A 15,247-nucleotide genomic window follows, 5' to 3' on the forward strand; every position below is an offset into this window, starting at 1 on the left:
GCCTGATCATGAATTTAGTGAAGTTACCGCACTAGCACGAAGCCAGCATCGGACAATCAGTCGATGAACTAGTGAGCGTGTGAATAACGCGATGACACTCATACCTCCTGTCAGCATGCTGTATGCCATCGCACGAACTGGATTCTCAGGAAGAAAATAGAAAAGTACGATCGCGACCATCAGCACTATCGTTGCAAACTTCAAAGCCACTCTAGGCAGCACGAAAACAACTACATTGATGAATATAAAAAATCCAAACATCAGCTCAGCAGTTATCCCAATAGCAACGCCCCTCGCCGTGAAGCCGCCCATTCGTTCTTTATAAAGAGAAACTCCAAGATCATGAACAAATACATACAAAACGATCACCAATAAGTAAGCAATAGCCCCGAAAGTTATTTTCGCGACCTGAGAACCATTAGAAACGGCGCAACTCATCGGTGTCGAATTGGAATTCACATCAGGCTCCATTAATTAAACGCTTTTTTGTACCTATATCACTACCTTGCTCACAGCGATTCACGTTTTGGGAAAAACTTCGTCCAAACCCTTACCAGCAAACTGGACATGGCAATTGCAATAAAAGTCAAACTTCCCGACAGCGCACTATATGCCATACCTCGAACAGGGTATTGTGGAAGCATGTAATACAAAATAGCCAAGACCATAAATACGGCTATACCAATTTTTACTGGTATCTTCTTAACAAAAACAATAATGAAATTACAAAAGACAAAAAAGTAAAAAATCACATACATCCCCATCCCGATAGCGACACCACGAGACGTCAACCCGCCCACCATCTCTTTGTAGATTGGCACCGCATAATTATTCATGACAATGTAAAGTGCACATGCCAGAAAATGAATCAGGAACCCTATGACTATTTGACTATTCATTTATTTGCCAACCTGCTTATTCCAAATTCCATATTTATCCAGTTCGCCCGGAAAAACGGGGACGGGGACAGTCCCCTTTTTGCTGGGTCACTGACCCCAGCATCAATTTTCCAGAACCCTGTAAGGCGTATTGCTGATAAAAAAATTCAACCAGTGCTTTTTCGGGCTGGAAATTCCCAACGTAAAAGACTTGCTCGACTTATCAAGTTCTATAAATACAACACCCACCGTTTTTTCATCTTCATCGGCGCGCATATCCAACTCCAATTCGGAAAAAAGAGGTGTACGGTAAACCTGATTTTGGTTGTTTAAATCGGTGAATCGCAGATAGACAAAGTCTCGCGGAGTCAAAAGCGAGCTTGCAGGAACAGACTCGATAAGATATTGCCCAGACGGGCTTTTTTTCGAAACGTCTGGCGCACGAGCTAAAACTTCAACCACAATGATTGCAGTAGCGATCAACAAGCCACATAACAAGACAGCCATGTTTATGGGGATATTAGGGACAGTCCCCTTTTTCGTTCCCAGCGCCCTGACGCTCACCTCAATCACCCCCAACAATTTCATATGGGGTATTACTGATAAAACTATTGAGCCAATGCGTTTTCCAGTCCGGAACCCTGATACCAAAATGCTGATCGCGCTTGTAAAAATCGATCCAGACAATTCCCACAATCACATCATCCTCGTGGGAACTCATATCCACAGTGCTGCGCGAATACAAAGGAGATCGAAACACTGTGTTTGAATCTCTTTTGTCGGTGATTCGCAAGTACGCCAAATCATCGAAGGGCACGAGCAAACCTCTAACAGGCACATTTTCAATTAGATAGTTACCTGATTCACTAACTACAAAACTACTAGCCTTGCGTTCAAGCACGCTATTCAGCGAAACAGAAAAAACACTGATCGCGATTACCAAAAAGGATAGTGACAAAGCTATTTTCTTTGAGCTCATCAGTTTTTCACCAGCTCAATAGAAACAGGAGCAATACTTTCGTAAAAAATATCAGAAAAAAGCCTGAAGTCCCCACCCTTGGAGTGAAGCTTTCTGTATTCCACAAAATGTTTGTTCTGAATAAAGAAATATCGTTTGTTTGCTGCTTCCACAAACCGTCTTTCTGATGCTTCACTCATCCCGAATATGGATGACCGCGCGATTCCAGCGGTCTCTTGGTCAATTGCCATGTTTTGCGCGTTAGCGTCGAGAACCCCAGCGACACCATCAAAATTCCAATATCCGAGAGGTTGGCTGACAAAATCGTCACCGTCGTTAAAATCATAGTTATCTTCGACGTAGTAACCCAGGCGATCCGCGACGAATACGACTTTCTTATCAAAGACGTTTACAACGCCTTCGGCGATAACCCGCATATTGAAATTCGCCAATGCTCCACGCAGCTCATCCAATTCACCGCCACCTAACTGACTGAAATTAACAGATCGCGAATTAAAATAGCCGAATTTCTCGGCTGCACGCCCCTTACCATTGAACTTCACTGGATAACAACCTGGCCCAGACTTGCCGAATGTCCGTAGTATTTTTGTGCGGATTTCAGGCATGGCTTTTTCGTTATTCCATGCCTCTTTTAACACTTGACGCGTTTCACTAGGCTTCTTAAATTTAAGCACCCAGTCCATCTTGACTATATTTTCTTCGATGTACTGATCAGGCACTGGTCTAGTACGCTCTTTTTCTTCTTTCTCCATCCCGCCACTGGCATTCTTCCATGGCTCACCCTTAAACCAGTGACGCATCAATGCCGCGGCCACAGGCCACTTCATCTTATCCATCGCAGCAGGAATATCGCTCACTTTAAAATGACGCACAGCAGTAGACTGCCCAGTTTTGTTGCTCGCTGGAGTCAAGCTAGATGCCACTACTGTGTCTGCCATTTCAAAACCCTTAATTTAAAACCCAGAGTCAAAAACTCACTTCTAAAAAAACAACGAAATACTTACGCGATCATCACTTCGGTTTGCTGCTCAATCACCAACTCCACAGCTTCAGCGTGACCGGAAGAAATTTTTTGAGTCTTTCCATCAGCACTGGTAATACCGTTGATGATCTTTCCTGAAGCGGTTTTTAGCGTGTACGCAACGCCAGCCAATGACTCACCGGTGTCTTTGCAATTGATTACAAAGTGCTCGTCGAACGGCCATTTGATCTCCACCGGCAGCGGCGCCACAAACGGCGCCGGCGAATGCGAGTTCCCGATAATTACCGTCCCGGACCCGGCCGTAACCTTGTTGCCATGAGTGCCGGCTGAGCCCACAGTCGCCGCCGGTTTACCATTGATCAAAACAGTCGTCGCAAGGTCGCCAACCATCGCACCACCACACGCCGAGGCATCGCCTTGGCTGGCGGCCGCGAGGCCGTCGAAGAACACGTCGCCGGAACCAGCGACGATCGGGTTGGTGCCGTGGCCGGGGAGCGGGCAAGCGGTGGGGTCGGATACACGTGCTGCGGGTTTGCCGGACATCGGAGTCTCCTTAATTGACCTTTACTTGACCGCTGCCATCCAGGCGCGCGGCGAAACTGACCTGGCGCTTGAAACCATCAACTTCCAGCAGGCCTTCGATGCTGAAGGACAGGCGAAGCTGATCGTTGTCACGCGGCAGGGAGATGACACGCACATTGCTCAGGCGTGGCTCGTAGGCTTCGATGAAATTTTCGATGGCCAAACGGGCCTGACTCAGGGAGTCGTGCAGGCTCAGGCGCATGTCATTGAGATCGGGTAGCCCGTAGTCGGACAGCGTTTGCACGCTGCCCGCTCGGGTGCTGAGCATCTTGGCCAGATGGGCAGCCACGGACGCCATGGCAGAGACCTCGCGGCTCCAGCCGACGCGTTTGTCTGCGTCGCCACCCAGGCGTTCGAAAAGGCTGCCATATCCAGTCATGAGTCAGGCTCCGCTTACTCTTTGTCCAGCTTGCCAACCAGCGACAGGGTGAAATCGGCACCCATGTACTTGAAGTGCGGGCGCACGTTCAGGCTGACGCGGTACCAGCCCGGCTCGCCTTCAACATCGCTGACGATGATCTGGGCGGCGCGCAGTGGACGACGGCCACGGACTTCGGCGCTTGGGTTTTCCTGGTCGGCCACGTACTGGCGGATCCACTTGTTGAGTTCCAGCTCGAGGTCGGTACGTTCTTTCCACGAACCGAGTTGCTCGCGCTGCAGCACTTTCAAGTAGTGAGCCAGGCGGTTGACGATCATCATGTACGGCAGTTGGGTGCCGAGCTTGTAGTTCAGCTCTGCAGCCTTGCCTTCTGCGCTGATGCCGAAGAACTTCGGCTTCTGCACCGAGCTTGCGGAGAAGAACGCCGCGTTGTCGGAGCCTTTGCGCATGGTCAGGGAGATGAAGCCTTCCTCGGCCAGTTCGTATTCACGACGGTCGCTAACCAATACTTCGGTCGGAATCTTGGTTTCGATTTCGCCCATGCTTTCGAAGTGGTGCAACGGCAGGTCTTCAACCGCGCCACCGCTCTGCGGGCCGATGATGTTCGGGCACCAGCGGAACTTGGCGAAGCTGTCTGTCAGCTTGGTGCCGAACGCGTAGGCCGTGTTGCCCCACAGGTAGTGCTCGTGGCTGTTGGCGACGGTTTCTTTGTACACGAACGATTTGACCGGGTTTTCTTCCGGGTCGTACGGGTTACGCAGCAGGAAACGCGGCACGGTCAGGCCCACGTAACGGGAGTCTTCCGACTGGCGGAAGCTCTGCCATTTGGCGAATTGCGGGCCTTCGAAGTGATCTTTCAGATCTTTGAGGTCCGGCAGGCCGGTGAAGCTTTCCAGGCCGAAGAATTTTGGGCCGGCGGCAGCAATGAACGGCGCGTGGGACATGCAGGCTACGCTGGACACGTACTGCATCAGTTTCACGTCCGGCGAGCTTGGGGACATGTAGTAGTTGGCGATGATCGCGCCCACCGGCTGACCACCGAACTGGCCGTATTCAGCGGTGTAGATGTGCTTGTACAGGCCCGATTGCATCACTTCCGGCGAATCTTCGAAGTCGTCCAGCAGGTCGTCCTTGGAGACGTTGAGGATTTCGATCTTGATGTTTTCGCGGAAGTTGGTGCGGTCGACCAGCAACTGCAGGCCACGCCACGACGATTCCAGGGACTGGAAGTCGGGGTGGTGGAGGATTTCATCCATCTGACGGCTGAGCTTGGCATCGATCTCGGCGATCATGCGGTCGACCATGGCCTTCTTGACCGGCTCACCGTTGTTCTGCGGCTTGAGCAGCTCTTCGATGAACGCCGACACACCGCGTTTGGCGATGTCGTAGGCTTCGTCGTCTGGCGTCAGGCGGGTTTCGGCGATGATGCTGTCGAGAATGCTGTATTCGCCGTTCTCGTTACTTTTTTGCTGTGCTGCGCTAGTGCTCATTGTGTTGGCTTCCTTGGCTGATGGGGGCTCAGGCGTCCTGGGCTGTGGCGTTCAAACCCAGCTCACCGAGTACGCGACCGCGGGATTCGTCGTCGGCGAGCACGCCTTCGATGGCTTTGCGGAACGCAGGCGCGTTACCCAGCGGGCCTTTGAGGGCCACCAGCGCGTCGCGCAGTTCCATCAGTTTTTTCAGCTCTGGCACTTGCTCGACCAGCGAGGCCGGGTTGAAGTCCTTCATCGAGTTGACGCGCAGTTTCACGGCCAGTTCTTCAGTGTCGCTTTCTTCCTGAAGACGGTTCGGCACGCTCAATGTCAGGCTCAGCTCTTGCTTGGCCAGCACTTCGTCGAAGGTCATCTTGTCGATGCTGATCGGCTTGCGATCTTCGATTTTGCGTTCGTCCTTGCGGTGGGTGTAGTCACCGATTGCCAGTAGTTTCAGCGGCAGTTCAATCTCTTCCTGAGCACCGCCGGTGGCGGGTTTGAAGGTGACGTTGATGCGTTCCTTGGGGGCTACCGAGCCTTCTTTGGCCATGGCTTTTCTCCTTGCGGTTGTGGCCCGGGGGCCTATTCGAGTACCACTTCGAGATCGAGGTGGCACAGCCTGCGATAAATCTCTTCCTTGCGTTCACGCACTGCATGGTTCTGCGGTAACAACTCGCAGCAGCTATGCAGCAAATGCAGCACTTCCAGCGCAAGATCGGGCTCCCAGGCGTGCAGGCCTGAGTCCTGTAATGTTTGGTCCAGGGTTTCGAGTTGGGTCTTGGCCAGTTCGTATTTCTTGGCCATGAAACACAGCCGCGCGAGGGCGAACTGCCAGAAGAATCGAACCCGTCCGCCGTGGGCACTTTGCAAGCCCTGCTTGAGAATCTGCACGGCGGCCTTGAGACCGTCCTTGCGCAGAACCGGCAAGACTTCTTCAAGGGCCAGCTCCCAGGCCGGCTGGGTATCGGCGACCTCGACTTTGCGTGGCGCACTGGCGCTTTGTAGGTGCGGCATAACGTGGGCGCCGATCCAGGCGCGGGTGGCCGGATCGGCGAACGGCGCGCCGTCATGGAAACGCAATTCGATGATGCCGGGCAGGCGCTGAACCAAAAGCGCGAAGTGGATTTCCACTTCGCGCATCGCCATCTCGGCGTTCAGCCCCTGGAGGCATTCCCAGACTATTCGTTGGCCATCGAACCAGAACGGCGCCTTCGCCAGGCTCGCCTCCAGCTCTACCAGCAGATCAGCGTATTTCCCCTGGTCGTAGCGGTCCTGATAGGCCTTGAGTTTGTCCGCCGGCAGCCCGCGCAGAACGGTGATCTGCTCGGCGTTACGCTCGGGCACCGCGTCGATCGGCAGCCACAGCAGCGTGCGATTGAGGCGCAGGGCGCGCAGGTCGGTGGCTTTCTGCTTGAGCCACCAGGCACATAACGGACGGGCGTTTTCTTGCTGGGCGCGCAGGGCCTTGTGGGCTTCTTTTTCGTTGTCGATCGGCGCGCCGGGGGTGAACAGCTGGGTCGCGGCCTGCTTGACCTGAGCCACCGCGGCCCCCACCACACCGGGCTCCGGCTGATTGTCGGCGGCGCGCTGGACCATGTTTTTCAAGCGACGGGAAATCGGCAGCAGCAACGGCGCGTCGTCGCCCAAATGCTCGGTGCACGCGGCGTCGAGGCCTTCAAGATGCTCGACCAGACGGCGGAACAGCGGCAGCTGCTCTTTGATCGCGACGTTTTCGTTTAGCACCTGCTCAAGACGCGGCACCAACCAGCTGATGGCTGCGGCGCGGGTTCGGGCCTTGTTCGGGTGGATTTCGGCCCAGTGATTTTCACAGAGGTGGTGCAGCAAACCGAGGCCGGCCAGCAACCCCGGGAAGGATTCACGCTGGTACATCGCCCAGGTCAACCAGGCGCCGACACGCAAATCCTTGGATTGCGTGCGCAGCAGGTTTTCACTGTTTTCGCGGATTTTCAGCCAGTCGATCTGACCGCTTTCGTGCATGGACGAGGCTTTACCCAGCTCACTTTCCAACGCCTCATATTCGCTCGAAAAGCGAACGTCCTCACCCGCGAAATTCTCTATTGAAACAGAGGCTTTTGCGAGTTCAAGGTAATGAGCGGAAAGTTTGCTTGAGTAGGACATCCGTGACCTTTAATTAGAATTACAGTCATGCGGCCATTGGAGTTGAAATGGCGCCGGACAGTATCAAAGAGCTGCGATAAGTCTCATCCAATTGAGTTCGCGCTCTTTCAAGGCGCGCATCCTATTCACAATGATGGCCATTTGCAAGCACCCGATTAAACAATAAAACTGCGTCTTTTTTGTTGCTGTAGGAGATCACCCTATAGGGGACAGGGGATTCCCTGATGCCGGTTTTTACCTCCCCACCTTCGACGCATCACCCCCGCAACCATTGAGCCAGAGCGGTTTATCAACCCCGCCAATAATCACAGGACACTCACACCCTGAAACGGAACCCAGCATGACAAAAATAAAACATAAAAAATGTAGGAGCTTTCCTAAAAGTTACAGTCATCCATGGACATAGCGATAACTGACAATAAGCAACATGGTGTGCCGCCAAAATGATGGCACTCTGTGTTTCACCCATTTTTCTACAAATACCTACTCAGTTCGCCTCAAACTTCTTACAGAAGTATCGAAAGCCATTCACACATTGCTGCCGCAACATTCTGAAATGCGGAAAACTCTGACGTACTTTCTGGACGAGTCCGACATTCATTCTTTTTCTCTGTTGTTAGCGTGCTGGACAGTTTGCGTTTGCTCACGCCGGGCATGGCTTGGGCACCGCGATTTGTCTCCTCTTTCGGCTCAAGGACGAGCCACGGAAAGCAAAAGGATAAGCGCATGTTCGCCCCGGCCAATGCTGCTCATTTCACGTTGTTGATCCCAACGGTTCGCAACGATTTCAAAGTGCTGGCTTTTGGAGGCACTGAAGCCATCAGCACCTTGTATTCGATCCAGATCGAGCTGGTTAGCGAATACCCTGACTTCGATCTGGAAAGCTTGCTCAGCCAGTCGGCGTTTCTCCAGTTCGGTCTCAATGGCGAAGGCATTCATGGCCGTATCGAAGATGCGCTCGTCGGTGAAGCCGGTAAACGCCTGACCCGTTATCACCTGACCCTGGTGCCCGCGCTTTACTACTTGCAGTTCAGCCACAACCAACGGATTTTTCAGCACCTGACGGTGCCGCAAATCATCGCTCAGGTCCTTGAGGGGCATGGCATTCAGGCCGATGCGTTCACCTTTAACATCGGAACGAATCACGAGCGCGAGTACTGCACTCAATACGGGGAAAGTGATTTTGAGTTCATTCAGCGGCTGTGCGCCGAGGATGGCATCGCCTGGCACCACCAGCATTCCCGGGAAGGCCACCTGTTGGTGTTCACCGACGACCAGACCTTCTTCCCCACGCTGGGCGAAACCCCTTATCAGCAAGACTCCGGCCTGGTGGCGGAGCATTCGGTGGTCAGCCAGTTCTCCCTGCGCTTCAGCACCCGCCCCAGCACGACCACCCGCCGACACTACGACCTGAAACGCCCGAGTCTGTTGCTGGAAAGTCGCTTCACCGCCGAGTTCACTCCTGAGCTTGAAGACTATCGCTACCCGCTGTTTTTCGAGAGCGAAAAACGCGGTACACAGCTCGCCCGGCAGGCACTGGAACGGCACCGTACCGATTACCAATTGGCCGAAGGCGAAAGCGACCAGCCGATCCTGCGTAGCGGCCATTTTTTCAGCCTGAGCGAGCATCCACGCAAAACCTACAACGATCTATGGCTGTTGCTCAGTGTCACTCACGCTGGAAAACAACCCCAGGTGCTTGAAGAGTCAGTTACCAGCGCTGCCAAACCTGAGGACGGTTTTACCCAGGGTTACCGCAACCGCTTCAGCGCGATTCCCTGGGATGTGTTTTATCGGCCACCGATGCCTGCGCGAAAACCTGCGCTGGTCTGTCAGACCGCGCGTGTCACTGGGCCGCCCGGAGAGGAAATCTTTTGCGATGAGTACGGCAGGGTTCGTGTCGAGTTTCCTTGGGATCGGGCAGAACTCAACAGCGAAAAAAGCAGTTGCTGGTTAAGGGTTGCATCCAGTTTGGCGGGCGAAGGTTTTGGGGCGGTGACCATCCCGCGCGTCGGCATGGAAGTGGTCGTGACATTTCAGGAGGGCGATCCGGATCAACCGTTGATCACAGGTTGCGTGGTCAACAAGGTCACGTCCGTCGCTCATCAGTTGCCCGAGAACAAGACCAGAACAGTTCTGCGCAGCCAAAGCTCGCCGCGCAGTGGCGGCTACAACGAACTGTCGATTGAAGACCGCACAGGGCAGGAAAAAATCTACCTGCGCGCCCAACGCGACATCGAGCAACTGATCCTCAACGACAGCCGCAGCCTGATCAGCAACGACCGTTTCGAGCAGGTGGACAACAACAGCACCAGCCTAATCAAGGGCGAGGAATTCCACACCACCCAGGGCGTGCGCAGCACGGTGATCGGCGGTGATGAACTGATCACTATCAGCGGCAATAGCAGCACGACATCCGCGGGGTCGCTGGTGATTCAGGCCGGGCAACAGACGCATGTCACCGCCACTAATGTGGTGATCGATGCCGGCATGAGCCTGACGCTCAAGGCGGGTGGTCACCACATCGTCATCAACGCCGGCGGGATTTTCAGCAGCGTGGCCATGGTCGAGGGCGGTGCGCCACTGGCGGGTATTGCGCCACTACAGGCGCTTCAGGCTGTGACCAGCAATCCGAATCCCGTCATCGCCAGCCCACTGTCTATCGTCACCGCCGCCCGCCAGCAGGCGGCGGACTACTGCCCGCTTTGCGAGGCTTGTCTCGCTGGCCAATGCAGCATTGGAGAAGTCGCATGAATGCACTCGAACAATGGCTACACGAACAATCGCGATCCGGGCGGGATCTCTATCTGATGCTCGACACTGACGGTCAACTCGACGAGCGCATGGCGTTGGCCAAGGAACTGGGAGCCGATCAGTACCGCAATTTGTATGTGGGTACGGCAGCCAACTCAATGGCGCCAGCAGGCCCTTTTCTTTTCCATATTGGCACCGTCAAACATCCGCTCATCCAGGCGCTGCTCGATTCGCCCGAGCGTCATTGGGGCTGGCTGGCGAGCGCGATCAACTTTGACCTTGATGCGTTGGTTATTCACTGGCGCGACCGGTTGGTAGTCGGTGAGCGACCGAATCAGGCGCTGTATCGCTTCCACGATAATCGCGTACTGGGGCGCGCCCTAACCTATCTGCAACCTGAGCAGCGCGCTGAGTACCTTGGGCCGATCGCCAGCGTCTGCTACTGGCACGCTGAACAATGGACCGTCACTGACAACCCTGACCCCGGCGAACATCCACTGCCGCTCGCTCCGGCCTGGTTGAAAACCCCGACACCGGAAATTGTCTACGCGAACGTGCAGTTCGATAACACTCGCCGCTACCTCATCCGCGAGCACACCGAAGCCCTGGCTACCCTCGCCACACAGCTGAATGTGGATGACTGGTTATGGGGCCAGATTCAATTGGCCCGATTGTGGGGCTGGCAGCAACCCGAGCAGGTGCATTTTTTGTTGACTCAGTGCTTGAAGACACCGGGGTACTTGCCGCTCAGGACATGGCAACCGAAGCCGGAAGAGGACCCAGCGGCGCATTTTGAGCGGGTGTATGAGCAAGTGCTTTATTGGCAGGGAAATGCGCCTGTATGAAACGGATCTTTCAAAGCCTGACCCTCGGCAGTTGCCTCTCCCTGACACTGGGTTGTTCCGCGCTCGGCAAGTCGGACAGCTTCACCTTCGTTCCCGATTTTCCGCCTGACTTCAAGTACGAACTGACAGCCAGCTACGAGCCCGCCCAAGGGCAGACGTGCACCGTGCCGGGCGGGAAAGGTACTCAGCTCGGTTTCAACAAGGTCTACATGGAATACGAAGCGACTTCCGAGATCCCGCTTTACAGAACCGTGAGCGGCTGTCCGCTGGCGTTGAACCGTGTGGAGGTCGAGGTGACGGGCATCTTTGGCCCGGAACGAAGTGATAGAAGCACTGACTATGCCGCAATTGCCGTGCGTCCAGAGTTGTTAGAGCGACAAATGGGCACTTTCAACACTGACGGCATAGGTGAGTTCTTTGGTGAATGCCAGTGGGCTTTTCGAACAGTCGGCCCCAAACGCTACCTGATAAAACTGCTTACCTGCAAAAAAATGGATGAACAGGGAAATGTCGCCCGAGGTCGTCCTTTCACGGCATACACGCTGGACCAGCTACCTGGCAAAACCGTGAGGCTGAAGATCAAGTTGGCCAAGGAAGAACTACCTGCGATTGGTGATACTTGGGTGAAAGTGCCCGGTGGATGGAAACGCTGCATGGGCGACAACTTCGAAGACCAATACGCGTTTTGCTTCGGTAATCACGAGGATTTCAGCACCTTCAAGTTGGTGGATGAACGGACTTGCACCATTTACCCGGGATGCACGGAAAACAAGGAACAAATCCCATGAGTATTGAATCTTTAGCGGTAAGTGATGTGCCATTTATGGGGGGTAATATCCACGCTTGCCCACTGCGAGGTCATTCGACGAGCTTTCAATTAGTGGACGAGTTCGGTGATGGCAAGCCTTATGCCGGTTTGCCCTACGAGGTTACTGATTACGAAGATGCCGTCTACACCGGAAAGCTCGATGCAACTGGGGCCGGAAAGGTAGACAACCACTTCTGTGGCCCGGTATTACTCAAGCTGAATCAGCCATATCAAGGGAGTGAAAAAACATACTCGTTTTTACGTGAAAGACCGCACTACCCGCTCCCCATCACCGAACTACAAGTACGCGCCGAAAAAACCCGCTTTGTCGACAAATCAGGCGTACGCACTCTGGCAAATCCAGCGAAGGACCTCGCAGATCCCGATGCCTATTACCAGGTTGAAGTGAGCGAACTGGTCAAGCACGTTGCGCATTTGCCGCCCTTGGCCTCACGCAGCTCCCCACCCAACACGGTGTTACACACGCTGTTCCGACAGCCCGCAAAAACCAGATCATTCACGCCTCAGAATAAAGGTGCCACGGATGGAGGAATGGGCGCTGTCATGACCCCAGCAGACATGGGCATGTCCGAACTGGGGTTTGCCCCGCCGCCGCCCAAGCCAAAAGGCATCGCCTTACTGCCGAACAAACATCATGTGCTGGAAGTCCGTCCGATGAGGGCGCTGCGGCCGATGTTGTCGACTGGCAACGAGTTTTGCGCACTAAACCTCTATCAACTGGCACTGATGTCGACGTTGAGTTACACCGACTTTGGTCAAGACCCGAATACCCAACCCGTCGAAACGGATAGTGTGACATTTCCACTGCGGCCCAGCAGTGGCAACTGGTTCGGTCATGCCCTGCCGCAATTTGATGAGTTGTGGAAAGTCGATCCCTCGCAGACGAAGAAGTACTACCCGCTGTATGAAGAGGTGCCCTACTCCAAACGTCTGGAAGTGGTGCCGTTCGACCCGCAGTTGTACCCAGAGGTTAACGACCCTAAATTGGGTGATGAGCAGGAAAACCCGGCCAAGCTGCATTTCCTTGATGATCGCAATCTAGAGGAAAGCTCGGACACACAGGCTTTCATCACCCATCACGACGAGTTGATATTGATCAGTGTCAGGGGAACCAGTGAGAAAGTACCTGACGCCTGGCTTGATGCGGATGCACACCAAGTACCCTTCGAGGAAGGGGATGGCAAAGTGCACAACGGTTTTTATCGGGCAGCGAAGGTGGCCTACACGTTTGCCGTGAAGTATTTGGAAAAGTTCTACAGCGGGCAAAAGCTGGTGATTTGCGGACACAGTCTCGGCGGTGCGGTAGCGCTGTTACTGGCTGAGATGCTGCGACGCAATAATCGGTATCAACCGGAAATTGTGCTTTACACCTACGGCGCCCCCCGCACCGCCGACTCAACCTTTATCGAAGCTGCAAAACCACTGAACCACCATCGCATCGTTTTCCACAACGACCCCGTACCGAGCGTTCCTTCCACCTGGATGAACACGCCGTCCAACCGCGTTCCGATGTACGCCACCCATGGGGCGGTACTTGCCCTTCACCCGGTGGGTGGTTTGGCATTTTTTTTAGGCGGGATTATCAACTTCACGGGTGCCCCCTATGGGCATCACGGTCAGTTACGTCACTTCATGCCGGTGGAATTTGGCGAAGGTCACAGGTCCTCCATCCTCTGGGAACCGGGTTGCAGCACGATCAACGATCATGGTTACGCCGAAGCGCTGCGACAGACTGATGGCTTACCGAAGCGCGGCAACTTTCTGCGGCAGGTGATAGATGGAGGCCATCACTCTATGGTCGGCAGCTACATTCCCGGCTGCTGGGCCAGCCTGCGCCGCTGGCAGGAAGCGCTGGAAAAAAAACGCTCGCTGGTGACTTTGACTGAATTCCAATGGGTCAGCGACGCCCTGACAAATGTCTCAGGACAGCTGAGTGCACTCAAAGCGAAAATCGAAAAACTCTCCCGTGCTCATGCCAATCCCCAGCGAGATGCCCAAGCGATAAGGGATCTTGAAAAAGAAGTCGAACAGATCGGCCAAACCAAGGCCCGTCTGCTAGCTCTGCACAAGCGGACAGTCATCGACGCTGATGTTTATGGCAGCTACGCCGACCAGCCCGAGTGGGTACAGGAAAATCTGCTGCGCTGGAAAGCCCATCCGGAAAACATCGTTCAGGAACAGTTGGCGATGATTCCACCAGTGGCCGAAGACCACGACGCAGCCATTGCGGCAATGACCGGAGGGCATGCCGTAGGCACGCCATTTCATCTGGATATTGATTCGATTGTGTAGCTTTGCCGGTGAAACGAGCGCTTGATCATTTGCAAGCGCAGGAGATGGCGGCGCACAGCGCCAAGGTGTAGCCAGTACAGATCACTCCCACGCAAAGCGCGTGGGAATGATCAAAGACTTACAGAAAACTCAATCAAGCATTCGGGCAAGGCACCGGTGCCCAGTCGCCCAGGTCCGGGTTCTTGCACATGCTGTTGACTTGAGTGGTGCCTGCGCTAGCCACTTGCTTGCTTTCCGCCTGTTTGGCTTGTGCGGTCTGCAGGGTTTTCTCGGTGGTGACCGCTTCTTTCGGCACGGTTGGCAGCACCGGTTTTTTCGCCGGTTTCACCGCTTTTTTGCTCTTGGTCGGTGCCACGACTGGCGTGGTGTCGGCGGTTGCCACAGTAACCACGTCAGTGCGCTGTACGCCGACTTGCTGCAGGTCTTTTTCGTAGGCCTGGGTGTAGTTGTTCAGGTCTTCGCTGGCTTTACCGTTCACCGCGACGATCAGGTCGTTGGACTCTTTGAGGCCCGCGACGATTTCCGCCAGGCGCTTGCGGCCTTCGGTGTCGTTGACGGTCTTGGCCTTGCGGTCGGCGACCAGTTTGGTGAATGCGTTCTGGTAGCACTGCTGCGAAGTCTTGGCGTACGCGGTGCTGCGGTCGATGTCGGCGGCGCTTTTGTTGACGTCGGAGGCGTAGGACGCGATGCGCTGGTTGTCATCGGCGATCTGCTTCTGGCGCTCGGTGTAGTAACCGGCCGCGCCGCCCGCCAGGGCACCGCCCGCTGCACCGATGGCGGCGTTGCGGCCACGGTTCTCGGAGTCGGTCAGGGCGCCCAGCAGTGCACCGCCGACAGCGCCGACGGCCGCGCCGGTGACGACCGACTTGGTCATGTTCGAATCAGTGGCACGCAGGTGCTGCACTGGCTCGTAGCAGTTTGGGTAGTACTCGACCTTGGTGCTCGAGGCGACCTTGGAGGTCGGCGACGTGGCGCAACCGGTCAGTACGGTGCTGAAGCCAACGGCCATCAGCAGCAAGTGACGCTTGGAAAGCGAAGCAAAAGGTTTACGGGAGGAAAGCATAGTTGTGTTCTCTTTTAAGTTTGACCAGCTCAGCACGGCCCACCGCCGCCTGA

Annotated in this window: 15 protein-coding genes; 4 read left to right on the top strand and 11 right to left on the bottom strand. The window is 54.8% G+C overall.

Translation table 11 applies throughout. The annotated features are described in order from the left end of the window. Positions 1–6 precede the first annotated feature (6 nt). From IB250_RS17870 to tssA, 10 genes are all read right to left on the bottom strand, one after another. Complete coding sequence (locus IB250_RS17870; RefSeq protein ID WP_318652700.1) at positions 7–459, bottom strand: hypothetical protein; 453 nt, start codon at positions 457–459, stop codon at positions 7–9. A gap of 50 nt (positions 460–509) precedes the next feature. Further along, on the bottom strand, positions 510–899 hold the full coding sequence (locus IB250_RS17875) for a hypothetical protein (protein WP_192345074.1): 390 nt from the start codon (positions 897–899) through the stop codon (positions 510–512). A 102-nt stretch (positions 900–1,001) separates the two neighbouring features. Beyond that, positions 1,002–1,466, bottom strand: coding sequence for a hypothetical protein (locus tag IB250_RS17880; protein ID WP_192345075.1), 465 nt, complete (start codon positions 1,464–1,466; stop codon positions 1,002–1,004). Continuing rightward, a complete protein-coding gene (locus tag IB250_RS17885) occupies positions 1,444–1,857 on the bottom strand; it encodes a hypothetical protein (RefSeq protein WP_192345076.1) in 414 nt (137 codons plus the stop codon). Before IB250_RS17885 ends, IB250_RS17880 begins: the two co-directional genes overlap by 23 nt. Then, entirely contained in the window at positions 1,857–2,795 is a 939-nt protein-coding gene (locus tag IB250_RS17890; protein ID WP_192345077.1) for a DUF6402 family protein, read from the bottom strand. The genes IB250_RS17885 and IB250_RS17890 overlap by 1 nt, the downstream gene beginning before the upstream one ends. A gap of 62 nt (positions 2,796–2,857) precedes the next feature. Continuing rightward, positions 2,858–3,382, bottom strand: coding sequence for a PAAR domain-containing protein (locus IB250_RS17895; RefSeq protein WP_192345078.1), 525 nt, complete (start codon positions 3,380–3,382; stop codon positions 2,858–2,860). Positions 3,383–3,392: 10 nt separating this feature from the next. Beyond that, positions 3,393–3,800, bottom strand: a complete 408-nt coding sequence (gene tssE / locus IB250_RS17900) for a type VI secretion system baseplate subunit TssE (protein ID WP_007894554.1) — start codon at positions 3,798–3,800, stop codon at positions 3,393–3,395. A 14-nt stretch (positions 3,801–3,814) separates the two neighbouring features. Continuing rightward, positions 3,815–5,290, bottom strand: a complete 1,476-nt coding sequence (gene tssC, locus IB250_RS17905) for a type VI secretion system contractile sheath large subunit (RefSeq protein ID WP_019580436.1) — start codon at positions 5,288–5,290, stop codon at positions 3,815–3,817. A gap of 28 nt (positions 5,291–5,318) precedes the next feature. Then, complete coding sequence (gene tssB / locus IB250_RS17910) at positions 5,319–5,822, bottom strand: type VI secretion system contractile sheath small subunit (RefSeq protein WP_123499384.1); 504 nt, start codon at positions 5,820–5,822, stop codon at positions 5,319–5,321. A gap of 32 nt (positions 5,823–5,854) precedes the next feature. Next, positions 5,855–7,411 carry a type VI secretion system protein TssA gene (gene tssA / locus IB250_RS17915; protein ID WP_192345079.1) on the bottom strand — a complete coding sequence of 519 codons (1,557 nt, stop codon included), beginning with the start codon at positions 7,409–7,411 and terminating at the stop codon, positions 5,855–5,857. A 726-nt stretch (positions 7,412–8,137) separates the two neighbouring features. On the opposite strand from tssA, the gene IB250_RS17920 reads away from it, so the two are divergent. From IB250_RS17920 to IB250_RS17935, 4 genes are read left to right on the top strand one after another with little or no spacing between them, the layout of a single operon-like run. Continuing rightward, positions 8,138–10,165: a type VI secretion system tip protein VgrG gene (locus tag IB250_RS17920; protein ID WP_192345080.1), complete on the top strand. Its 2,028-nt coding sequence runs from the start codon at positions 8,138–8,140 to the stop codon at positions 10,163–10,165. Beyond that, positions 10,162–11,010: a DUF4123 domain-containing protein gene (locus IB250_RS17925; RefSeq protein WP_192345081.1), complete on the top strand. Its 849-nt coding sequence runs from the start codon at positions 10,162–10,164 to the stop codon at positions 11,008–11,010. The genes IB250_RS17920 and IB250_RS17925 overlap by 4 nt, the downstream gene beginning before the upstream one ends. After that, positions 11,007–11,798, top strand: coding sequence for a hypothetical protein (locus IB250_RS17930; protein WP_192345082.1), 792 nt, complete (start codon positions 11,007–11,009; stop codon positions 11,796–11,798). Before IB250_RS17925 ends, IB250_RS17930 begins: the two co-directional genes overlap by 4 nt. After that, positions 11,795–14,131, top strand: a complete 2,337-nt coding sequence (locus IB250_RS17935; protein WP_192345083.1) for a lipase family protein — start codon at positions 11,795–11,797, stop codon at positions 14,129–14,131. The genes IB250_RS17930 and IB250_RS17935 overlap by 4 nt, the downstream gene beginning before the upstream one ends. Positions 14,132–14,264: 133 nt before the next feature. Here IB250_RS17935 and tagQ read toward each other — a convergent pair whose 3' ends face one another. Beyond that, a complete protein-coding gene (gene tagQ / locus IB250_RS17940; protein ID WP_192345084.1) occupies positions 14,265–15,194 on the bottom strand; it encodes a type VI secretion system-associated lipoprotein TagQ in 930 nt (309 codons plus the stop codon). Positions 15,195–15,247 lie beyond the last annotated feature (53 nt).

The organism is Pseudomonas sp. PDM09, assembly GCF_014852305.1.
In the GTDB taxonomy this organism is placed as follows: Bacteria; Pseudomonadota; Gammaproteobacteria; order Pseudomonadales; family Pseudomonadaceae; genus Aquipseudomonas.